Source organism: Yoonia ponticola (assembly GCF_014199395.1).
Lineage (GTDB): Bacteria > Pseudomonadota > Alphaproteobacteria > Rhodobacterales > Rhodobacteraceae > Yoonia > Yoonia ponticola.
Genome location: NZ_JACIJM010000006.1, coordinates 204,045 through 227,429, shown reverse-complemented (window position 1 = coordinate 227,429; position 23,385 = coordinate 204,045). Strand labels below are relative to the sequence as shown.

General features: G+C 49.6%; 16 protein-coding genes, 1 tRNA gene and 1 pseudogene. 1 reads left to right on the top strand and 17 read right to left on the bottom strand.

Features of this window, described 5'->3' with window-relative positions; translation table 11 throughout:
• Positions 1–205: 205 nt before the first annotated feature.
• Positions 206–1,678, top strand: coding sequence for a hypothetical protein (locus FHS72_RS12400; protein WP_183529566.1), 1,473 nt, complete (start codon positions 206–208; stop codon positions 1,676–1,678).
• A 363-nt stretch (positions 1,679–2,041) separates the two neighbouring features.
• Here the strand turns inward: FHS72_RS12400 and FHS72_RS18660 are convergent.
• The 17 genes and pseudogenes from FHS72_RS18660 to FHS72_RS12315 form a co-directional block, all read right to left on the bottom strand.
• A pseudogene (locus FHS72_RS18660) lies at positions 2,042–2,309 on the bottom strand (IS110 family RNA-guided transposase); the annotation flags it as partial.
• 539 nt (positions 2,310–2,848) lie between these two features.
• Positions 2,849–5,011 (bottom strand): DEAD/DEAH box helicase, encoded by a 2,163-nt coding sequence (locus FHS72_RS12390; RefSeq protein WP_183529562.1) that lies wholly within the window; start codon positions 5,009–5,011, stop codon positions 2,849–2,851.
• Positions 5,012–5,013: 2 nt separating this feature from the next.
• Complete coding sequence (locus FHS72_RS12385) at positions 5,014–6,654, bottom strand: HamA C-terminal domain-containing protein (RefSeq protein WP_183529560.1); 1,641 nt, start codon at positions 6,652–6,654, stop codon at positions 5,014–5,016.
• Between the two features lie 396 nt (positions 6,655–7,050).
• Positions 7,051–7,686, bottom strand: a complete 636-nt coding sequence (locus FHS72_RS12380; protein WP_183529558.1) for a recombinase family protein — start codon at positions 7,684–7,686, stop codon at positions 7,051–7,053.
• A gap of 251 nt (positions 7,687–7,937) precedes the next feature.
• A complete protein-coding gene (locus tag FHS72_RS12375) occupies positions 7,938–9,263 on the bottom strand; it encodes a DEAD/DEAH box helicase family protein (protein ID WP_183529556.1) in 1,326 nt (441 codons plus the stop codon).
• A gap of 609 nt (positions 9,264–9,872) precedes the next feature.
• Positions 9,873–11,273 (bottom strand): DUF6538 domain-containing protein, encoded by a 1,401-nt coding sequence (locus FHS72_RS12370; RefSeq protein ID WP_183529554.1) that lies wholly within the window; start codon positions 11,271–11,273, stop codon positions 9,873–9,875.
• Positions 11,274–11,459: 186 nt separating this feature from the next.
• Complete coding sequence (locus FHS72_RS12365) at positions 11,460–14,333, bottom strand: type I restriction endonuclease subunit R (protein WP_183529552.1); 2,874 nt, start codon at positions 14,331–14,333, stop codon at positions 11,460–11,462.
• Positions 14,330–14,611, bottom strand: coding sequence for a hypothetical protein (locus FHS72_RS12360; protein WP_183529550.1), 282 nt, complete (start codon positions 14,609–14,611; stop codon positions 14,330–14,332). Before FHS72_RS12360 ends, FHS72_RS12365 begins: the two co-directional genes overlap by 4 nt.
• Positions 14,612–14,613: 2 nt before the next feature.
• Positions 14,614–15,831 carry a restriction endonuclease subunit S gene (locus tag FHS72_RS12355; protein WP_183529548.1) on the bottom strand — a complete coding sequence of 406 codons (1,218 nt, stop codon included), beginning with the start codon at positions 15,829–15,831 and terminating at the stop codon, positions 14,614–14,616.
• On the bottom strand, positions 15,828–17,384 hold the full coding sequence (locus FHS72_RS12350) for a type I restriction-modification system subunit M (RefSeq protein WP_183529546.1): 1,557 nt from the start codon (positions 17,382–17,384) through the stop codon (positions 15,828–15,830). Before FHS72_RS12350 ends, FHS72_RS12355 begins: the two co-directional genes overlap by 4 nt.
• A gap of 60 nt (positions 17,385–17,444) precedes the next feature.
• On the bottom strand, positions 17,445–18,458 hold the full coding sequence (locus tag FHS72_RS12345; RefSeq protein ID WP_183529544.1) for a site-specific integrase: 1,014 nt from the start codon (positions 18,456–18,458) through the stop codon (positions 17,445–17,447).
• A gap of 73 nt (positions 18,459–18,531) precedes the next feature.
• Positions 18,532–18,936 (bottom strand): helix-turn-helix domain-containing protein, encoded by a 405-nt coding sequence (locus FHS72_RS12340; protein WP_183529543.1) that lies wholly within the window; start codon positions 18,934–18,936, stop codon positions 18,532–18,534.
• Positions 18,929–19,135: a helix-turn-helix transcriptional regulator gene (locus FHS72_RS12335; RefSeq protein WP_183529542.1), complete on the bottom strand. Its 207-nt coding sequence runs from the start codon at positions 19,133–19,135 to the stop codon at positions 18,929–18,931. The genes FHS72_RS12340 and FHS72_RS12335 overlap by 8 nt, the downstream gene beginning before the upstream one ends.
• A 102-nt stretch (positions 19,136–19,237) precedes the next feature.
• Positions 19,238–20,173 (bottom strand): hypothetical protein, encoded by a 936-nt coding sequence (locus tag FHS72_RS12330; protein WP_183529540.1) that lies wholly within the window; start codon positions 20,171–20,173, stop codon positions 19,238–19,240.
• 19 nt (positions 20,174–20,192) lie between these two features.
• Positions 20,193–21,380 (bottom strand): tyrosine-type recombinase/integrase, encoded by a 1,188-nt coding sequence (locus tag FHS72_RS12325; RefSeq protein WP_183529537.1) that lies wholly within the window; start codon positions 21,378–21,380, stop codon positions 20,193–20,195.
• Between the two features lie 165 nt (positions 21,381–21,545).
• Positions 21,546–21,621 (bottom strand) — tRNA-Thr (locus tag FHS72_RS12320).
• 27 nt (positions 21,622–21,648) lie between these two features.
• Entirely contained in the window at positions 21,649–23,319 is a 1,671-nt protein-coding gene (locus tag FHS72_RS12315) for an ABC transporter permease (RefSeq protein WP_183529535.1), read from the bottom strand.
• Positions 23,320–23,385: the final 66 nt, after the last annotated feature.

Sequence of the window (23,385 nt, the reverse complement as noted above, 5' to 3'; positions counted from 1 at the left end):
GCACACGAACAACGGCATGCTGTCACCGGTTGACTATGAAATGAAACAGCAGAAAATGAACAAGGCAGGCGTCTAGGAAGTTAGGGGCACCTCAGATCGTTACCGTAAAGAGTTATCATTTTTTTGGCGAGAAACCGACGTTCAACTTCGGAGTGAGCGAACTGCAGATGAGCGGGGTAGTTATCTCCAGAGCTGGTTACTGGCTTTGTCCGCCGTGAAGGCAGAGGCTGAGGAAACTGGTTGGGCAACATCACTTTCCCACGACGAAGCGGTCAGAGCCGCTCGGATTGCCTGTATCGAACTCAATGGCTTTGGTGGGTACATGGCCTCCTTGGATTTAGTGCATCCTCAAGCGGTTGCCGATGTGGTTGCATCCGAGGCATTTGCACAGCTTCGGCAGCTTAGCGATGTTGGTCAGGCTGAAATGTTCCGTGATGTTCTGTATCACGGAACAAAAGCCATGAAGGCCGCTGTGGCGACAAAGGTCGCACCACATATCTCGGAGTTTTTTTCGGCTAAGCAGGAAGGCGCAAAAAATGCTTTGGAGTACGCAATTCGCATCATTGCAGAGGATGGAACCTCAGATTCTTGCGCATTGGCCATAGCCTCGCTCCAACAACAACTTGAACAGGACACAAGCCTATCTTTTGGCTTTGTACTCTCACTTCTCGCAAAACTCGAACCCGAAGCCGGGTGCCAACGCTTGTTGCTTGAAACCGAGGACTTGAGCACCGCAGAAAGCCGTGTAAATGCGATCAATGCGTTTGCCCTAGTGTTTGGTGACAGGCACTCTCAACGGGTGCCCGATTTAGCCACTATTCCAGAAGATCGCCGCGTTCCCCTCATCAAATCTCTGGTTCTACGTGCTTATCAAGCCGTTCGGCGAGACGAGGATGTAGAGCACGAGGGTACATACGCGCCAGACCTGCGTGACAACGCGCAAGACGCCCGATCTTTCTTACTTGATTCATTATTAAATACAAAACGACCTGAAACACTAGCTGCAATACACGAACTAGCCGCACAGCCTGAATTCGCCCACATGCCGGATCGCTTACATCAAATGGCTTATGAAATCGCGGCGGACATGAGCGATATGAGTGCGCATCCATTGGCCGCGTTCCAAACTTTGGACCGAGGCGGCGCGTTCGTACCCTTTGACCACAGGTCTCTTCTGACAGCCATGATGACGAGGTTGGACTCGTTTGAGGATGACGTCTTACATGCCGAAGATACACCTGTCGAAGCACTGCGTAAGTTGGATCAAGAAACTGATTTACGCCGCTTCATCACAAATTGGCTAAGGGGTCGAGATCGCGGCATATTCGATTTCCCTCAGGAAGCTGTGGTTATCGAAGAAAAAAGACCGGACATTCGTTTCGTCCCGAAGGCAATGAAAGCATATGGGACAGTAGAGCTAAAGCGTGAAACCTGGACCATTCGAGAATTAGAAAAGGCACTCACGACCCAACTCGTCGGCCAATATCTTCGGCACGAAAGGTGCCGTGCCGGTTGCTTGCTAATTTGCATGGCCAAGAAAAGGCGCTGGGTTCACCCCGTTACCCATGCGCATATGGATTTGCAGGAAGTCGTGAGCCACTTGAACACAATAGCGAGTGAGATTATGGCTTCACATCCAGAACTTCATATTGTCGTGAAAGGCATCGATTATTCCTAGCTATTGGATCGTTTGCCGCTTCGCGCTTCTTCAGCCTGCGGGTGCAACGGCGAAATCCCAGCTAATACTGTAAACCGGACATTCGTTCAGTCCGCAGCGAAAGTCCGCTTCTCTAATTGGGTGTCTGGGTCAAGCTCGTTTTCCTTCTATTTTGTCGATGAGATCGTATATCCATCCGGGTCACGCTTCTCTTCGCAGTCTGGTTTGGCGTTCGAAGTGCGCCGCTGCATACAGGTGTCGGATTGGAAGTGGAGAGCTCCACTTTCCGGCGCGCTTCAAGTTGCGCAGCAGACATTTTTGGCTTCGTCCACGAACCTCGTCCGGATTGGACGATCCCGTCAGGATAGATGGTAGGCTACTTGCTCATGCCGTGCCTCCAACTTGTTCCTGACGGAATTCAGCCGTCGATCCACATACGATGGAGCAGAACGGCGAGCTTGTGGGCGACAGCAACAACAGCGCGTCGACGACCTTTGGTGCGCATCAATCGCATAACCCATGATTTGATCTGCGCCCCTGCCATCGTTCGCATAAGTAATGCGTTGGCAGCGGCGTAAAGAGTTGCGCGAACATCTCTATCCCCAGCCTTTGATATTTTGCCGGGATTGTCATGCTCTCCAAACTGAAAGCGCATTCGAGCCCGCAGCTGCCGGCATTCACGCGACCAACAGCGTCCATCTAACCGGGTAAGCTTATTGAAGACCAGCTCGCCTATTCAAAGATACAAACGCAAATTCGTGAGAGGACGCGTTAAGTTGGCTACTATGTGGCTAATAATTCAAAGAGACTGAAGTTACTAAATCATTTTGAACCATAAGTACCTGATTTAAAATGTTAAATGGTGCCCCCACACGGACTCGAACTCATCATAAAGCGCTTATTTTTCTATGTTGTGCTAGAGGATACTTAAATAAGTGTGTAGTGATTGTGTAGTACTTCTCACATAAAAATAATGGGGCCAAAAATAGCTGTCAGCATACTTTAATTTTGAAATCAGCAGATACGAAACTGCCAGCAGGCCTAAGATGACAGATCAGCTGATTGTGCACTCAAAAATCCTGTTTTGACATCGTTCTTTGATCTGTTCTGTTTCTCGAAGCTGTCACCAATGATAGGCATAGTCAGCGTCTGGGCTAACATTTTGAAACGTCCATAATGGTGGGCTACCCCCTAGTCAAATTCGGCCTGATCCAGCATTAAACTTTGAAGAGACCGTATTAGATCAACTTCAAATGGCATGAAGTCCAGTTTAGAAACGGTCATTTTTGAAACTAGGCTCAACGCCTTATCTAGGCTCTCAGGCTGACCAATAAACTCCTCCAAACGAGCAGCAGTTTGTAACGGAATCCCATATTCGTCCAAAGCGAAAAGGTTCGTTGGAATAAAGAGGTGTTTCAGTTGTTCGCAATATTTAGAATAGTCTCCACACTCTACTTTGTGCCGTGTGAGAACTTCAGCTTGGATTACCTCAATAACCTTTATTTCTTTAGGAAGCCTATGGCAAACGACGTTTCTGATGAACCGAAGTGCACGTTCAATTACATCACTGACTTCTTCGTCGTGCCCCTTATTGGCGATACATGTGCGTACGTACGCGCTAAGCGTCTTGTCAGACCTAAGTTCGTTGAGATGCCAAGCTAACTGTCTTCCGGAAAAGATCCCATAATATCGAAGCGTACTTTCAGACAGATAGTCAAATATAAGCACCGCCAATGCCTCGAGTTGCTTTTGCTTTGGCACTCCTTTCCAGTTGAGAATATCTTCATATAAAAACAGATCCTCGCTAATAACTCCAGCGATCCAGTTTTGAACCTCAGGTGAAACATGGCGGTTTTCTCGAATAGTTTCCATCGACAAGATACTATCCGATTGAACTTGATAAATCTTTTCTTTGGACTTAGAGGACAATCTTTCCTCTGGCAGGTCGAGAAGAAGGCTCAGTGGCGTCCCATCTGGTTGATCTTCAACTACTATATCAACTGAATACTCTTTTTCTGCTGGCGCTTCTTCCAGCACGTATACATTTCCCACAAAATATTCATTCATTCGGCCAGCGCGACCTGAAATATTTTTGTAAGTAAAATGATCCACCAAATTGTTGCTTTGTCTTCTGTCGTATATGACCACGTTTTTGGCTACTGTGTTAACACCTTCGATAATTGTTGAAGTGCAGACAAGAAACTGAATTTTCCGATCATTAAAAAGTTGGATAAAATACTGCTGCAAAGACCGAGGAACACCTCCGTGATGCACACCTATACCTTTTTTGATAGCTTGATGCACAACCCACTCTTCGTGATACTCTTTTGCTATCCAATTTGCTGCATCTTTTGTATCAGGAGCGTCCGAGAGCGAGAGCTCTTCTATCAAGTAGTTTGCAACCTCAGCTGCCTTATTAGGAGATTGACAGTATATTATTGTCGGATCAGCAAAGTTCGCACACAAGGCAACTAATTTTTCTTTTCGAGCAGAACCATTTGTAGCTAAATTGAAATTTTTTATGTCCACTGCAACGGTTGCGAAATCTGTCTGAATAAAGCAATAATCGTAACTCGCAATTCCGTTGATGGATTGTATGTTTGGCCCTAGCAAATAAAATTGAGCGCCCGTCCTTGCTAGACGAGAAAACGCTAAATTAAGGTCAACAGCGCGATCTCTGTCTTTTTTTCCTGAGGGAAGATTTAATTTATAAAACTCATCTAAGACAAAAAACTCTACATCATCCAAATCATCGCGTTCCAAGACCCGCTCTTGTGTGAGAACATAGAGGTTACATAAATCAGGTTGTGCATATTGAGTGGGATGAGTGATAACTTTGCAAACGTCACCAAATTTACGCAAAAAGCGACGCCTAGTTTCATCAATTAATGCAATTGTAGGAACTATTATTACGGCCTTTCTCGGCTTTTTTTGCGATACGAAGGCATCAACGATTAGGCTTTTCCCAACACTTGTCGGCGCGCTAAACACGACGTTTGCCCCAGTTAACAGCAAGTTAAGAACCTTCGACTGCTCACTATGCAAGGTGACAACCTGGTCTGCTATTAGAGAGCTGTGCATTTCAAATGCCAATCTATCCTCAAAGTCACCTTTAGGTAGAAATTTTGCCGAGTACGGATGTAGGCCAGTAACGCGAATAAGGTTTTTCAAAAGCTGTTGCCCCATCTCGCTAAAGACTTCGAGGTTCGCTAGTGAACGAATTACTAAATCTCGACCTTGAGAGTGAGTTGACACATTATTAGTCAGGGAAGTAATAAACTTAAGAATTTCAAATTCATCATTTTGAATCTCCTCAACGCTGGAAAGGGCTTCCTTTATTTCGAAGTAATTCATATTCATTTACTTTTAAGTATGTTTTCAAATTGATTTAGTAGTGTTGTGGTGCACTCGATAGGAATGGCGATTACATGAACATTTATCGAATATTCATCCACCTTCGAAGGCAATTTTGATTTAAGCCTTTCATAGCACTCTGTGACTTCAAGAGCGAGTGTGTCTTTATAATCCTTTGAGAATCCACCCTTTAGCACTGCGCTGTCGTACCCAACTAAAATGGGAATACAGATATTTTCCAACAAGCGGTCGAATGACGCACCTCTATCAAAGGCATGTTCAAGGTCTGTCGGCAAAAGGTGCTGAGGCTCACGGAGAGAGATAATAATATCTTTTTCCTTCAGTAAAATCTCTGGTTGCAGCAAACTGCTCAGATCCTGAATTACAAAATTGCAGATCTCCTCAAACTCACACGCAGCAATTACCGAGGAACGTCCAAGCCAAAGTTCATCATGCGTCTTCCGCCGAACTACGTGCGCGTTTCCGAAGTGCCTTATTCCATCGGTGCTGCCTGAAAATATCTTACAAGCGATTGGCTCGCTGTCAAAGAAGTTGCGTATAATCGAATGAAGTAGTGTCTCCGACATAATCGTGAGAAAGTCCAATTCGCTATCGTCGCTTATCCGCTTCAATGCAAATTTGAACTTCTCATTCCAACTATTTTGGTCAGTGCTGACTATTTCGCTTGCTTTTAGACTTACCTCTGGCACCCAATTAGTAAGGTAGTCAGCCAACTTTCGTGATCTCCATGTGCTCAGTTCAAATTCAGCGTCATACGATGATAGAGATCTTTTTATATCATCTTCAGACAGCTCAGTAAGAGTTGTAAAAAAGTTTGGTGTAATTGCTCTGTAGGGGTTGAAATTTTCAGATCTCTTTGCAATCACACCGGCGGTTTCTGCTTTGAACCAATTATCCGCAGAAACTCTGCTGATTATTTTTTTGCTTGGTGATGTTTTGCGAGAAGCTGAAGCGGCTTCATCAACCCATTTTAATACCTTAGAATACAGGTCTTTGAGCTGGGCGTGATCTGGCACCGCTCCATAGCGGTCACATATTTCATTTAATGATAGTAAATTTTTTGCTTCTACCGAGAGTTTATCTCCAGTTACTTCCCAAAATGTATTTTTTGCCCAAAACTCTAGGTCGTTGCCATTTGCAGATCTTGTCGTTTTCCGCGCTTTTAGGATTGCAGAGGCCAACTCGTTAACACCACTGATATCTGTACGCTCAGAGAATGGGATCGTAAGTGGTAGTAACGGCTTACTAACGGCCCTCAGAGTAATGAGCCTAAACCTTGCTTTTGCAGGGTATTTGTCGCAAAGCAAAGAAGCTTCAGCAACCGACGACGCTGTGTTTTTGTTCGAGCGACTGGTTATTTCTGTCTTTGACCACTTCTTACTATCGTGTTCAGTGGATTTAACTTGAATATACTCATGTAGAACGTCGTCCTGATCCTGCCACACCAAAAGAATATCATCTGCTGTTTCGCACTCCATTCTGACGCACAGTGAATTTGCAAGCATTTTAATAAACTGTTTAGCTGCCAAATGGTCTTGATATTTGAAACCCTGCCTTGCAGCCACGCCACCAGCATCAGACACACTTGGAGCGGTAGAACTAATTTCTTTAAATTGTGTCATCGTATTCACTCACCTAACCGTAACTAATTGATGCAAAAACTAAAAAATTAAGTACAAAATATAACTCACGCTAAAGCTTTAAAAATCGCATACTTTAGCAAGCATATTGCTTGGGCACTCTTGCTGTCGAGTACAAAACGACAACTTATGAGTGTTTTTAGTCTTTTACACCGATTTCCCAATCGCATGTAACGCAGATCTGTGACACTTTCGCGCTATATACTGTTCACACGTTTATGCTTTAATCATGTCCGCACGTGAATAGATGTGTTAGCCTATTACCTATATCAAATGTAGGTTTACGTATTCAACCGAACCCTACGTACACCACTCGCAACTTTAATCGACGTGATCCAAGTGAGTTAAGCGGATAAAGGCAAAATCACTCCACTGCACCTACATACCCCACTTAATTAATGCCGCGTCTGCTTGATCGGGCTTGTCCCTGATGCGTAGAATGGTTTGTCGTGTCAGTCCCGTAACCTTCGACAGGCTTGATGCACCTTCTCCCAATCCAAGCTGATCAATGACAAAATTGTACGTCTCGCGATCATAGCTCGGCTTCTTACCGCGATACCTCTTCCGGTCATCTCTAGCGGCCTCAATTCCGGCCCTCTGAGCCTCTTTCGTAGCCTCTGCCTGTGCTTGTGCCGTAGCCGCCATGAACGCAATCAGAGCGTCCCTCACAGCCGCTTGCATGGGGTCTTTGGTTGCCCCATCGAAGGTCATGTTGTTGATCACAGTCTTGATGATGACCCCCCTCCGCATGAAGTTTCGGATGGTGTCGGTGACGTCTTCATAGTTGCGGCCTAAGCGGTCCACCCAGCGCACCACGAGGACATCTCCAGCCCTCAGGATGTCGAACAGCCTCTTGCCCTCAGCCCGCTCTGAGAGGCGCGTGTGGATGCCTGAGACGCCGTGGTCACTGACTACCCTGTCGATTGTGAACCCTGCAGCCTCTGCTTGGTCTTTCTGGTGGGTGATGTTTTGGTCTTTGGTTGATACACGGGCATAGAGAACGGTTTGGGACATGGTGACCTTTGGGTGTACGTTAGGTTGGTGTCCCTTAGTAAGGGTGTCCGTTGATGTACGTCAAGCCTTGCGTACACAAAATAGCTGATCACTCAAGGTGACCACAAAGGTATACCCTTGCGGACACACTTGTTGGTTTCTAGCTCAATAGCCAAACACATTTTTGACTGTGCGCCTCGATTGCCAAACCAAGCGCTCAACGGCGGTGGCATTGCTCCGTCCCCGCCAAAGTAGAGGCGAGGACAGTTTTCTTATGCGGCAAGTACTTTTGTCTCAGGCTGCAATCGCTGCATCAACTCGGCAGTGCTGTCGCATTCGAGCCAGAGCTTAAACAAATTCCGCATCCGCTCGCTTGGAATATACAGCATAATAGGTTCACCATTACGGATCGCGGTTCTCCAGATCACCTGAACCATTTCTGAAATGGCAAAAGCGTCATCATTCATCACAACACCGTTTGCGGCGAAGTAGTTTCGAAGAACAGGCAAGCAGAAGATATTGGCAAGGTACGCCATTGACCTCTTATGAGCATAGTCATTGGTGGACTTTGTGTTAAGCGATATCCAACAAGATTTGCCAGCATAACCCGCTCCTTTCAACTTCGCCCTATGATCCTTGAAGGTAGTCCATGCATTTTCCCCCGCGCACGTCTTTGCGTGGTTTTTGAAGAAAGTAACGGTGCTTCCCCTTAATTTGGCAAGTGTTTTAGAACTTTGACGTTTGAACCACGATGATGACAACGGTTGCTCTCGGCCATTCGGGGTTCCGATGCGGTTTCCCGGGCCTTCATAGATAGTGATGAGGTTTCTTATTTCAGCCTTCTTCAAAGCCTCGCTATGTTCATCCCAGCGGGTCAAGCTGTACCCCTGCTCTCGATCACCTGAGACTGCCATGAGGCTCACGGGAACCCCTTTCGCTTCAAGGTAAGAACTCATTGCCGAACCGTGATATAGGTATGTCAGCACAAAAACCTCATCAAAGCAGCCCAAAAATTCTGTGGGGAACTGCCAGAGCAACACTCCCCTTTTACCGCGCCTATCAGCATAGACTGCCAAGTTCCCGTTATCACAAAGATGCTTAACGGAAGAAAACTTGCCAACGTAGTTGCCGTGATCTTTATGGTTCCAGCGAAGTCGACCAGAGCCATCGTTCTCAACGTACAGCTTACCTGACCCAAAAAGGTCTCTTTGGTCGTGTGCTGTCAGTTCTTTGAAATGGTCGCAGCACGTAAGAACCTCGTCAATAACAAGCGTATAATTGGCGTCATTGATTAGCTTACAAACTTCTGGTGTGAGCATCCTGAAAAGTTCATGGGTCGTTGCAATGTTCTGACCATCCTCAATCAACCGTTGTAACCCGTAAAACTTGCGACCGTGGATTGGTTTGGGGTCTTTAAAGCGTAGGTCGGGACATGCTGTCTGAACGCGTTCAACCTCACTGAGCAGCGGGGTGACGTAAATGAAACGTCGCTCTGGCGCATCAAACGTCTCCTGTACGCCAGTCTTGTTCATGAAGTTGATGATGTAGGATGTCTTACCTGCACCCATAATGGTGTCGATGACAGTGACTTTGGTCATGCCAGTTCTTTCATGTTGAAGCAGAGGTGCCTGTTAGGGGCTGTTCTGCTGAATTTTGAAGGGGAAAGTTGTCGCGTTTTACGGATTGAGAAACACGACAAAAGAATGACAATCTTACAGAAAATCATTTAATTTCAGATGATTAACCAGCACAGCCAGCGAATATCCTTAAAGGAAAAGAGTAAGATTGTGGAGAGAACAACCGATATGAATTGCGGTTATTACCAAGAGCATATCCGTCAATTCCGTGTGCTTGTTTCCAGGCTGATTGGTGGATTGCGGGTCATCTCTCTATAGAGTGGGGGTAATACCCCTCCCCTCTGCAATTTGATGTTAATTCAGCTGGTGATGACTGAGCATGAGGCCATTTTCAGCGAGCTATTGTGCAAGGTGGGTAAGGGGGGGGATTGGTCCCGTGCCATATATTATATTCTGGTCAGACATTTTTTCTCCAAAAATAATCCTAGCAAAATATTCTGACTTCGAGCGCCACTCCCCTCCACTGTAAAAGCAAGTACGCGGATGCCGGTTCCCGCCCAACCTCAAGACCAACTTACTTTTGTCAACCTAGAAGACTGCGAAACCTCTTGGTCAAAGTCAGAACTAGGGTCAGAATTTTATGTCCGGATAATCCCATACACCAGCATCCTTAAGCGATTGCTCCACCTTTGCCGCCAGTAAATCCAGAAATGTATCGCTGCCATAGCCACCCGACACCTTTTGCACGGTATGTCCTAGCAACATTTCTGCCCAACCATGGCCTGCACTTCTAGTCATCCAATCTTTCATGGAGTGCCGTAACGAATATGGCACCTTGCGTCCCAAGACCCACACATTCGCCGCCTTCATTTTCTTGATTTGGGATGCAGAAAGCGCGGCTCGCCCTTTAGCACTAGCATAGCGCGGAAAAACAAATCGCTCCTGCGCAACCCTACCTGCATCTCTGCGCTGCATCATTTCTAGCGCCTTGCCAACGATGGGAACCTCGCGAACGGAATACTTGCCCTTCACGCGACGGGTCTCAGTATGACGCAAAACCAGATATGGAACTTGTCCGTTAAGCCGCACATCGTCCCAAGTCAGACCGCTTAATTCAGTTGGCCTAGCTCCAGTGAACATCTGTAGGAGCCAAGTATCCCTAAGGTCTTCGTTTCCCCTTTCAAAATGCACTGCGCAAGCTGCAAGATCAGGGATGCTTAACGCGTCACGGCGGTCACGGTCAGCGGGCCCACCCACGTCACGTACCTCCAATCCATTAAAGTAGTTTTCAACCTCAGGCTTTAACCTCTTGTCCTTGATGAAACGATTCAGCACAGCCTTGATGGTCGTGATCCGCCGCTTTACTGTCGCGGGTGAATTTCCAGCAGCAAGCATTCGCTCCCGAAATGCTTCTGCGACGTCTAAGGTGATTTCATCCAAACGCGGATCAGCTGTACCGGAGACCTCGGAAAGAAGCTTTTGCACGAGGCCAACTTGCTTCCTCAGATCGCGTTCATTGAAGGTCGTTATCTTTTGGGAGAGATAGTGCTCGACAGCCTCTGAAAGCGTTGCCTGAGGCTTTTTCACGCCACGAAATTGAGCAACCGCCATGCGTAGAACTGGATTGTCCCGCCGCAGTGGTCCATTCATTTGCGACTCAGGCTGCGACGCTGCCACCTCGAGAATCGCGTCGGTCCACTTTTTGAACTTGGCATCGTAATCAATCGGGATAGGCGGGACCTCGGTAGCACTGCCATCAATCAGCCCTGCTTGCTTCAGGTCGTTGAGCGTCGCCTCGTAAACAAGTGTCTCGCGCGGAACGGCACCAGCAGCCCTGAGCACCGCTTCAGCCCGTTCATGTGCGGCAGGATACCTTGCAATAGCCACAGCCTCATCCTTGGTCTTCAAGGATTCCCATATTTCACCCTTGCCTACAGCAAACTTGAGGGCTTGAGGAACTCTCCTACGGTACTTCCAAATACCAGACTTTTTGTCTCTGATAAGGTTCGACACTTGTATGCTCAGCTTCATACGCTTCACTCTCGATGTGTAGCGCTTGTGTAGTGATTTCAAGGCCATAGCCTTAAAAACAAAACAAAATCAATGAGTAAATGGTGCCCCACACGGACCCACAAAGGACCCTCAATGATTTGATAAGTAACAATTAAAAATACTATAAATACAAGCGTACCCCCAATCGTACCCCCAGATAGGTTTTTAAAGCGATCCAATCCCCTCATCGAACGTTGAAACCAGCTTCAGCAAACGCGCTCCAATTCTCTCCACTATCGACTTCCGCTCGAGAATTTTAGGCTTCTCCGCAAGCGCTTCGACGATAGCTCCTTGAAGCGGTTTCTTACCTGAGAAGTGATATTGCTCTATCATCGCCTTAAACGCAGCGGGATCAAGTCCCTCCGTCTTGCAAACATCTGCAATGGCCTTGGTCTTTTCTGCATCCCAAAACCCATTAAACGCATCATTGACGGATTGCCCCGCTGGGATGGAAGCCATGTGTTGATCAATGAACTGCTCGATCAGCTCCCGCTTACTGCGCAGATGCCGTTCCGATCCAAGTAGATCGTAGACCATTTTCTTTTTCGCTTGTGACGCATCACGAATTTTAGGATCAAGGCTGTCCTGACCAATTAGCGCTTCGGACAGAAGGCTAAGGATATATTTGACGTTGACTTCATCTCGCTGGATCAGCTCAAGCTCGAAGTCGACCTCGTCGATAATCGACGCACCCTCATCTGGTTTATCAGACTTAACCTTGTCGTGAATATCGAGATACTTTCCTTTGTAGTCCTCAAACTCCTGCACACCCAAATCCAAATTGCTCGGGTCGTGTTCGGTAAAACTCGTCAGCACGTTTCGCAACCGGATCAAGTCACGGAAGGCTTGAACAAACGCAAGCTGATCATCTTCGGATTTCAGGTCGTTTACGCTGTCAGGATCGGGCGCGATGGCCCGCAGCGCCTCCACAGCCTCATTAAACTGATCAAGATAATCGCCGTAGGGTGCCATCAAGATCGTCTCGATAGCTTCTTTGTTCGAAAACAATGTGATGGCCTGATCGGTGTTTGGCTTTAGATTGCGGAAACACACGATGTTGCCCTGCGATTTCACTTGACCCAAAATGCGGTTAGTCCGTGAAAATGCTTGGATCAAACCGTGGTATTTCAGGTTTTTATCAACATAAAGCGTGTTCAGCTTCTTCGCATCAAACCCAGTCAGGAACATGTTTACGACTAACAAGATGTCCAACCGATCTTTGTCAAAGGCGTCTTTCCGGTCCCGATCCTTCAGGCGCTTGCTCAGGTGGTTGTAATACGTGTAGAAACCCTTGCCATCTTTGACGGTTTCTTTGGTCTGATACATCGCGTTGTAGTCGGCAACAAAGGCCGCCAGACGGTCCCGCTTGTGAACATCAACCGCGACATCTGCCATGTTTAAATCCGGATCACCGATCAAACCATCCGCATCTGGATCGGCCTCATTCGGACCATAGGTAAAGATCGTGGCAACACGCAGGTGATGTTCACCCGCCTCTTTCTTGCGTTGGAACGCTTCGTAATACGCAATCAGGGCATCCACTGAACTGACACACAACATCGCGCTGAACTGCTTGTTGTGGGTCTTGCTGTCGTGGTTCTGGATGATCCAATCGACGACACCATCAATCCGCTCGGGGCTATTAAAGAACTCTTGGACATTGATACCAGCAACATCTTCGTCAATCAGACTGCCATCTTTGCGCTTCAGCTTGCCCCAATATTCAACCGAGAACCGCAGCACGTTTTCATCCGCAATCGCATCGGTGATCACATACTTATGCAGGCATTTCTCGAACAACGTCTTTGTCGTCCGCTTGCCCACGGCATTCACAGCAAAGATCGGAGTGCCCGTAAAACCGAACATCTGCGCCTTGCTAAAGAAATCAACAATCCTCTTGTGCGTATCCCCAAACTGCGACCGGTGGCATTCATCAAAGATGAACACCACGCGCTGATCTTTCACGTCCCCTAGCCCGCCCTCATAGCGGGCGCGACTGATCGCGGTGTTCAGCTTTTGGATCGTCGTAACGATCAACTTCGTGTCGCCGCCCAACTGCCCCACCAGCGCCTTGGTGTTGTCCGTACCATCAACAGAACCATCCGAGAAAAAGTTGAACTCTTTCGTCGTCTGATAATCCAGATCGGCGCGATCCACCACGAACACAACCTTATCCACCTTCGGGTTCTCGATCAGCACTTGCGCGGCCTTAAACGACGTCAGCGTCTTCCCCGATCCGGTCGTGTGCCAGATATAGCCGTTCTTGCGGCCCTCTTTCACACGCTTATCAATCGCCTCAACCGCGTAGTATTGGTAGGGACGCAACACCATCAGAATCTTGTCGCTTTCGTGCAAGACGATATATTTGCTGATCATCTTGCTGAGGTGACATTTCTCAAGAAACACATCGGCAAAAGCATCCAACTGCGTCACCAGCGTGTTATCTTCTTCGGCCCAAAAGAACGTCTGCTTAAAGTCCTGATTGCGGTTGTTGGCGTAATATTTGGTGTTCACGCCGTTGCTGATCACAAACAACTGGACGTAGTTGAACAAGCCACTCTCGGACCAATAACTGTGTCGCTGATAGCGGTTGATCTGGTTGAACGCCTCTTTCAGCTCAATCCCGCGCCGTTTCAACTCAATCTGAACCAGCGGCAAGCCGTTAATCAGCAAAGTCACGTCAAAGCGGGTTTTGTGGTGGCCGGTCACAGTAACTTGGGTCGTGACCTGATATTCGTTTTGACACCATTCCTGGGTATTCAAAAACCGCAGGTAAAGCGGTGTGCCATCGTCGCGGGTCAGCTGCATCCGCCCACGCAGCGTCTTGGCGCGTTCGAACACATTACCTTTATCGAGATGGTTCAGCACCTTGGCGAATTCAGCATCCGACAGCGTGACCCCGTTGTGTTTACCCAATTGGCTGCGCAAATTTGCGTGCATCGCCGCCATGTCGGGCAGCGTGACAGGCGCGTAGCCAAGCCCACTCGTCAAGCGTTTCACCAAATCGCCTTCAAGCTGGGCTTCCGATTGATAGCTCATTCGTCAGCATCCTGATCGTCAGCTTTGGTCGTCTGCGCACTGCGGGCCATCATCACCACACAGCCCACCGCCGACGCCGCACTAAGCGCCATCAACACCGCGTAATTGTCACGCAGCCCCCCGATAGGTGCGGAGCGTGATCCGGCATCCGTCACATACCCCAATGTGCCCACTGTGCCCGCAACGTCACCAACCGCCGCAAAAAGAGCGAAGACGGGCAAAAGGAAAAACGCCGCAATTGAAAGCAGTAAACCAATGAGGAAGAGCCAAAATTGCATAGTTACACAAACATCTGCTGAAGCAGTCCCTTTTTGAAGGTTTCCATTTGCGTGAGTTGATCAGCGACGGCGGTGATTTTAGCGTCCACGGCAGAGAGAGCATCTGCGATCTTTTGTTGTTCGTCTGGGTGGGGGTACGGCACGTGCAATTTGAAGAACTCCAGCTTATTAACATTCAAGAGTCCATCCATTCTAGCTCCACTTGAAATCAAACGGCGTAACCCCCTATCGAGAAAGTGATTATCGAACAATTTGGCGTAGAACTTTCTTACAGTTTCAAATTCACGGGCGCGGAAGCTAATAAAAACGCTGGGAACTCCGATAGTTAGTCCTGTTTCATTCGGGTAAATGCAACCGTACTTATAGCTTTTCGAATTTCCTTTGTTATATGAGAAATCCCCTTCACCAAGAGCTGTGTATTTTTCGTTTTGCTGTCCAGAGATATCTTTTCCAAATTTTTCTTCTTGTGACACCCACCCTTTACCAGCGGATATACTGTAAGTTTTTAGATCTCGCTGTCCTACTTTGTCAGTTACCTCAGAAAACACCTCCCCCAACCGCTTCTCTTCCCAATCAGGAAAGGCAGAGCCGTCGTCTTTGGTAAAGCGAAGCGTCTGACTGAAAAGGGCCTGCATCAGCCCGCGCTTATACCGCTCCAACCCCGCCCGCCGATCCCGCAGCGCCGCAATCTTGGCATCCACCACCCCCAAAAACGCCGCGATTTTCTTTTGTTCGGGGAGTGAGGGCAATGATATGGCAGTGCTTGCAATCTGGTCTTTGTATAAGTGAACAACCGAGTTGCCCTGCGCCATTCGGGCAAGATGTTTTTTCCCTTGGCCGCTCAAATGCGTAGCAACAAAAAAGCGGTCTTCGAATGTTTCAACAATATTCAGATCGCCACCAATCGCAACGCCGCCAAATGGCAAAACGGTTGCGGTCGCAATATCATTAGCAGTTTCACCTGATGCAGGAATTAAAATTTCACCGCCTTCGCTCATGACCAGTTCGTCAATCGGCACATTCGTAAAGGAAACGACGCCTTGGATCATCCGACCATAAGTTGTGTAAAGCTCGCCGTACCGAACACATGGCAGCGCTCCATTCTCTACGATGTCTGCTTTTGATATGCCTTTGCCCTTCTTGAAGCGCGCAATATCTCCAATGCGTTTTTCTTCCCACTCCCCCGAAAACTCAGGAAACCGCAGCGCAGGCACGTTCATAACGGGGCCTCGATCCCAAGTTGTGCGCAGAACGCCGCAATCTGTGCGTCCAGTTCGGCCATGCCTGCCGCATTGGCTTTCAGCTCTGCCGCGACTTCGGCCAGATCAATCGGCTCTTCCGGCTCGAACGTATCCACATAACGGGGAATATTCAGGTTATAGTCGTTTTCGGCCACTTCGGACAGTGCAGCGCGGTGCGAGAACCGCTCCTCAACCGCCCTGCCCCGATACGTGTCAACGATCTTGGCGATGTCTTCGGTCCGCAGATAATTTTGGTTTTTGGCTTTCTCGAAACAGGTCGAGGCATCGACAAACAGAATATCCTCGGGGTGTTCGCGGCATTTCTTGAACACAAGGATACAAGTCGGGATAGACGTGCCGTAAAAGATATTCGCAGGCAGTCCAATCACCGCATCCAACCAGTTGCGTTCCTTGATGATGTATTCGCGGATATGCCCCTCGGCAGCGCCACGAAACAACACGCCATGCGGTAGGATCACCGCCATCGTGCCGTTGTCGTCCAATTGGTGCAGCATGTGCTGAACAAAAGCAAAATCGGCCTTGGACGCAGGCGCGAGCCGCCCGTATTGGCTATAACGGTCATCATTCAGCAACAGCGGGTTAGACGACCACTTTGCAGAGAACGGCGGGTTAGCAACGACAGCCTCGAACCGTTTGTCTTCGTGCTGCGGGTGTTCCAGCGTGTCTTCTTGTTTCAGATCGAAGTTGCGGTAGTGGACCCCGTGCAAAATCATGTTCATCCGCGCAAGGTTATAGGTCGTGCGGTTCATTTCTTGGCCGTTGAAGTCACCAACCTCAACCTCTTTGGCGACGCGCAACAGGAGCGATCCAGAGCCACAGGTGGGGTCATAGACGTTCTTGATCCGCGTTTTGCCAGTCGTGACCAGACGCGCCAGAATAGTGGACACCTCTTGCGGTGTATAGAATTCGCCCGCCTTTTTACCCGCGCCACTGGCGAACTGCCCGATCAGGTATTCATAGGCGTCGCCCAGAACGTCGCTATCGGACTTCTCAAGCTCAAAGTCGATTTCATCAAGGTGGGTCAGCACCTTTGCAATCAGCGTATTCTTTGCCTCTTCGGTGCGGCCCAGTTTGTTCGATGTCAGGTCCATATCCGAGAACAGATCGTCGAAATCATCCTCGGATTCAGCGCCCATGGTCGAGCGTTCAATGTTGTTCAAAATTCGCGCAAGGTCTTCAATAATGAAATTCCCCGCGATGCTGCCCCGCTTTGCGATGGCGCTGAACAGCTCGGATGGCTTAAGAAAATAACCCAATTCGTCAATCGCCGCTTCTGCCACGGCTTCAAGGATAGCAGCCCCATCTTCGCTGTTTTCTTGAACCTCGGCAAAATCAATCCCGTCAGCTGTCAGGATCGAATTTGCATAGATATAAAGGCGTTCGGACAGGTACTTATAGAAGATGAACCCCAAGATGTAGTCGCGGAATTCGTCGGCATTCATCTTGCCACGTAAGGTATTGGCAATATCCCAGAGCTTCTGTTCGAGTTTCTTCTTTTGCTCTTCAGTCATGTGGGTCTTCCATAAGTTGCACTGTGCCTTGATGACCCATTCGTTTGAAATTCGAAAGTGCTAACCACCCTGTATCAACTCTCCCTGCCGTTCAACCGACACCGGACAATATGCGCTGATTGTTGTCACGACGCTGGTATGGCCGATGTTTTGCGAAAACGCTTTGAACGCCTCTCGTGTCGGATAGGCTGTGTCTGCCCATTTCACCAAGGTCTTGCGAAATGCATGAGGTGTAAACGGTGGAAGATCAGCACGCACAAACGCTTCTTTGATCACAGCGCGGACCGTATTGGCGTTCTTGTAGACCTCGCGCTTCAACCCCACGACTTTGAACTCACCACCCACAGGTTCGATCTTCGCAGGCGGAAACAACGGATCATCCGGCCCGAACAATGCCACATCACTCAGGTGTTTCATCCATTCTTTGAAGAAGGCCAAATATTCTGCATCCACTGGCAAAAAGTAAGTTGTGATAGTTTTCGAATTCTTGGTCCGCACATCCCGCGCATCCTGATACACATAACCGTCGATCATGTTGATATGCTTGATCCGCAAAGATGCAATCGCCCCATCACGTGCCCCAGTCAGCATCAGGAACGCAAACAGCGCTTTGTTGCGACGGTCGATCTCCGTTACCTCGGGCATATATTGGAACGCATGTCGTGCCATCTGCATAGAAGGATAAGGCGTTTCGCGGGCGGCACTGGCAACACGCGCACCTTTGGCGTCCATATTGAAGTAATCGGCATCGGAATGACGGATACGGCTTTTGTAGCCCGACTGATCAGCCAACCAGAAAACAAACCCCTTGTTCGCGGCGAGGATGGTGCGGATCGTGGACTTCGAAAGCGGCTTGCCAGTTTGCTTGCTGATCTCGCTGTTCAGACGGTCCTGAAACTTGATCGCTTGCTCGATGTGGAAGCGTTTGAAGTTGCCGTAGCTGGTACTGGCCTCGAACCGTAAAATGCCCTCAGCGGCCTTCTGAACCGTGCTGGCATCCTTACGTTTGGCGACCTTGAGATATTGCAAGTAACGGCGCTTGATACGTTCGTTCTCTTCGTTGAGTTTGCGCATGGCATAGCGCTCCTTTGTAAGTGTTAATTTAAGCGGGGAATGGTGGTGTCTAATAGGCATCGCTGCCACCGCCCTACTTGAAGCGGAAGGTTGCCGCGAAATGGGGTGACTTAGCCTTAGAAATGATCCGGCTGGCAACACCACCACAGGTCTCGCACAGGCCCTCAAGGCGGTCAGTCTTGTCGGTGTTGGGGAGGACCGCGACGGCCATGCGAAGCGGCTTACGGCCTTCGCGACATGACAGACAAAAGAGCTGATCAGGACCGAGGCTTGTCTTTGCACCTTTTGATTTCGCGCGGATGTAGTCGCGCAAATCCTGACCCGAAATCAGCAACGGCTTTTTCGACGCCATTATCGGCAAACCGTCTTTGATCCAGTTGCGAATGGTCGCCTCAGACTTGCCCAGTGCAAATGCAGCCTCACCAACCTCGTAGGTCAGCGAGACCTTCACAGCCATCGGGTTTGCACGCTTACCCATTGGCTCCGCCCTCGAATAATGCGCGGACGTCTTCGGCCTTCCAAACTGTTGTGCGAGGGCCGAGCTTTTGAGGTTGAGGAAAGCGGCCCTCCTTAACGCCCTGCCACCATGTCGATTTCGATACGGGGATTGGGCCAGCAGGCGCGAGTATTTGGGACAGGCGGACGAAGCCTGTCGTTGGAAAAGATGCGTTGTCCATCGTGATGTTCCTGAGCGTGATTTCGTTCAGTTACATCCTGAGTGATCCTATTAATTTGAGGGGGAAAGCCCAACTTTCCCGAAGGAACGCTAAACTTTCCCGCTAAACATCGTCAGCCCAATATTTAGGGTCGACCAACGTTGCCGCTTCTTTCAACCACTTACGAATGGTCTTCGCATCCATCGAGGCACCAATCTGTTCAATATCACTGCGGATGTTAGACACTGCTGGGCTTCGCTCAGCCAAAGGATTGTAGCTATACTGTTCGCAGGCCATTGCAGCGACTAGCTTCAGGAGTGAATCACGTTCCTGCGTTGTGAAAGCTTCTGCAACTGCTGCCGCTTCTTTGGCATGCGGCATGGGCGAACCACTTCGTTTGACCAGCACCTCCTTGAAGTCAGAGTGGACCTCAAGGGAAATACTATTGAACCAGTCCAGAAGCCAATCAGGGCGAACCGAGTAGAAGCCGACAGGGCTACGCCGGAAGCTTCTGCGAAACAGTTCTCTCCTTTTGACCAGAAACTCTACCGATGGCAGCAAGCTTCCCCGTCTCACCATTTGGTCTAGGCTTTTTTCTGTAATCACTTCGGGATCGTTACCAACCGAAAGCATCAAGGCCTCATGAAGCGTATAGTGAGCCATTTGCCCCCAATACTCGATATCCGCCGCGAGATCTGGATGCCCTAGACCAAGGCGCAGCGCATTGGGCACATTTCGATGCAACTGCAATATCTCTTTCAACAAGAAACCTTGCCATTCCTCGGCACTCACTTTTTCAAAGTCATCGCGTTGCCCCGCCACATGCACAATGTCGCGATTAGACATGGAATCAAGTTTTGACCGAACCAATGCACGAAGCCGGTCACGTTCCGCTTCAATCCTGTCAAACACATCGAGATCAGTCGGGCCTATTGAATGCAGTAAGGTTGGCTTCTTCCAACTCGCGAGCTGGCCTAACTTTCGCCTCAACAGCTCCTCAATCATTCCCCTACGGACATCGGCAAAAAGCTTCTCTTCTTCAGTCACATCAAAACTCATTGGCTAGAATCGTTCGCAATTAACCTGACTGCTGTGCCTCCAAGAAACCAGCCCACCAATCGGCGAGTCGCACACGCTCATCCCAATGCTCCCCACGAGCATATGCCCGTCGTACCTCATTCTTCTCTACATGCGCCAACGCTCGCTCAATCGCATCAGGGTTCCATATGCCGCTTTCATTTGCCAAGGTTGAGAACGACGCCCTGAAACCATGTGCCGTCATTTCGTCTCCCGCATAACCCATCCTGCGCAAAGCCGCGTTCAAGGTGTTTTCTGACATCGGGCGCGTCCATGTGCGCAGTGACGGGAAGAGATAGTCGCCGCGATTGTTCATCAGCTTCAGTTCTTTGAGCAAAGCAATCGCTTGTTCCGGCAATGGCACATTATGGTCGCGGCGCATTTTCATCTTCGCGGCGGGGATCGACCAGACACGCGCCTCAAGATCAAACTCAGACCAAACCGCATTCCTGATCTCGCCCGGCCTTTGTGCGAGGATTGCCAACAGCTTCAAACCAATCCGCGTAGTCGCCTGCCCCTCAAACCCGTCGATTTCCACCATCAAGCGCCTCAAAGCCTTTGGCTCAACGATAGCGGCACGGTGAACCCGGGTCGGTCGGATCAGCGCGTCACGCAGCGCATAGGTCGGATCAGTCTCAGCAATGCCGCTGGCCACGGCATAACGAAACACGGAACCGATACGGGCACGCAGGCGATGCGCTGTCTCATAGTTGCCCTTCGCCTCGACCTTGCGCAGCGTCTTGAGGATCATCGGTGCGGTGATCTCGGTGATCGGTTTGCGGCCAAAATCTTGGTTCGCAAGTTTGAGGTGATATTCGGTCTTCGATAGCGTCGCCGCCGATTTTCCCTCTTTGCGCTGCTTAGCCAGAAACGTCTCGCCGATCTTGGCAAAAGTCTGCCCCTTGGCTTCTAAGCGAATCCGTTTGTCTTCTTGCTTGGCTTCATTGGGATCAATCCCATCCGCCAGTTGCGCTTTCGCCATATCACGCGCCTGACGCGCCTTAGCCAACGTCACAGCCGGATAATCGCCAATCACGAGCAACTTCTCTTTGCCGTCGATTCTATACTTGAACCGCCAAGACTTCGCCCCGCTCACCTTCACGAGTACAAACAGGCCTTCAAAGTCGCTGACTTTGTAAGCTTTATCGCTAGATTTCAGATTCCGAATCTTTATATCGCTGAGTGGCATGGTGGGGGTACGCACTTTTTCCAGATTTCATCGTACCCCCAAATATACCCCTTTTCTGGGGGTACGCTGCTGGATGTTATAAAACAGCATCGGACAAACGATATCGATAAACCCCTTATAGATAAGGGCTAATCGGATGTCATTGGATAAAACTGGATGATGAAATGGTGCCCCCACACGGACTCGAACCGCGGACCTACTGATTACAAATCAGTTGCTCTACCAGCTGAGCTATAGGGGCACTGCGGCTGCTTTTAGAAAAGGATTCTCACCTCTGCAACCCCTCTTTATGCGCTTTCGCAAGAAAAATGACGGCGAGCAGTCCAACGCAGGTAATCATCAACGCCGCAGGTGCCGCTTCGCTGATGTTTTCGAGCGATGCCTTGGCATGCACCCGTGTCGCTAAAGTATCGTAACTAAAGGGTCTTAAGAGCAAAGTGGCCGGTAATTCCTTTACCGCGTCGACGAAAACCAGCAGCATCGCAGAGCCCACAGAGGCCCGCATCAGAGGCAAATAAATTCTCTTTAAAACGCCACCTGCCCCCTGCCCAAGCGACCTTGCGGCCATCGGAAGGCTTGGTGACACCCGTCCGAACGCCGCATCGGCCGTCCCTTGGGCGATTGCAAAGAATCGCACGACGTATGCGATCACCAAAACGCCTGCCGTTCCCGTCACCAGCAGGCCCGGATCGTAGCCTGTCAGCGCCAAGACACCATCGGCAAATCGGTTGTCCAACGCAGCCAGCGGCACCAAGATGCCCAAGCCCAGAACCGCGCCTGGTGCGGCGTAGCCAATCGCCGTCACAGGCATCAACAAGCGCGGTAGGCGGCGCTTTGATAACCGTACACCATAAACCATGAACAAACCGCCAACGACCGTCAGGAACGCCGCCAGCCCCGCTACGGTGATCGTGTGGAACAGGGCCTTGCGCAGGCCCGGTGCGACCCATTGGTCGGCGTCCATCGCGTGGCTGACCAAGACCCCTACCGGTAAAAAGAATCCCACCAGAACGGGAATCAGACAGATGACAAACGCAATCGCGCCCTGCCCTGCTTTCAGCTGCGTCAAGGACACCGGACGCTGACCACGGGCTGAAGCGAAAAATTTACTGCGGCGGCGGCTGAATTTCTCAAGCACCACCAAAAACACGATCATCCCCAGAACGCAGGTCGCCAATTGTGCAGCCCCGCCGAGGTTACCGCCTTGCAACCATACGGTAAAAATTCCGGTCGTCAGCGTTTGCACTGCGAAATAATCCACAGTGCCAAAATCGTTGACAGTTTCCATCATGACCACAGCCACGCCAGCCGCAATCGCAGGCCGCGCCAATGGCAGCCCTACGCGAAAGAAACGCCCCCACGGACCGACGCCCAAGGCGCGTGCGACCTCGAACCCTGCCCCCGACTGTTCGCGAAATGCAGCGCGGGCCAGTAGATAAACGTAAGGATATAGCGACGCGGACAAGACCACGACGGCGGATGACCGCGTACGGATTGCGGGAAAAATGTAATCGGCAGAGGTCTCCCATCCCATGAGGCCGCGCAACATAGTCTGCACGGGTCCCGCATATTCCAAAAAATCAACCAGCGCATAAGCGCCAACATATGCCGGCACCGCCAATGGCATCAGCAACGCCCATTGCACCCACTTGCGGCCCGGAAACCGATACATCACCACAAGCCACGCAGTTGTTGTCCCGACAATGGCAGTTAACATGCCGACGCTTAACATTAAGATAACAGTATTGCGTAAGTATCGGGGAAACGTCGTGGCCATCAAATGTGGCCAAATATTATCGGTCGGGGTCAACGCGAACCACAAAACCGCTGCAATCGGCAGCACAACAAGGGTTGCAATCACGATGGCACCAATGGACCAGCGATCAATTTTGGGGCGACTTGCCTGCGACGGCAATAACTGACGGATTTGATCGGACATAAAATTCCGATAGCCGAAAGCAGTTTAACTGTCCAGAAATTGGACTATGATAAAAAGACGCATAAC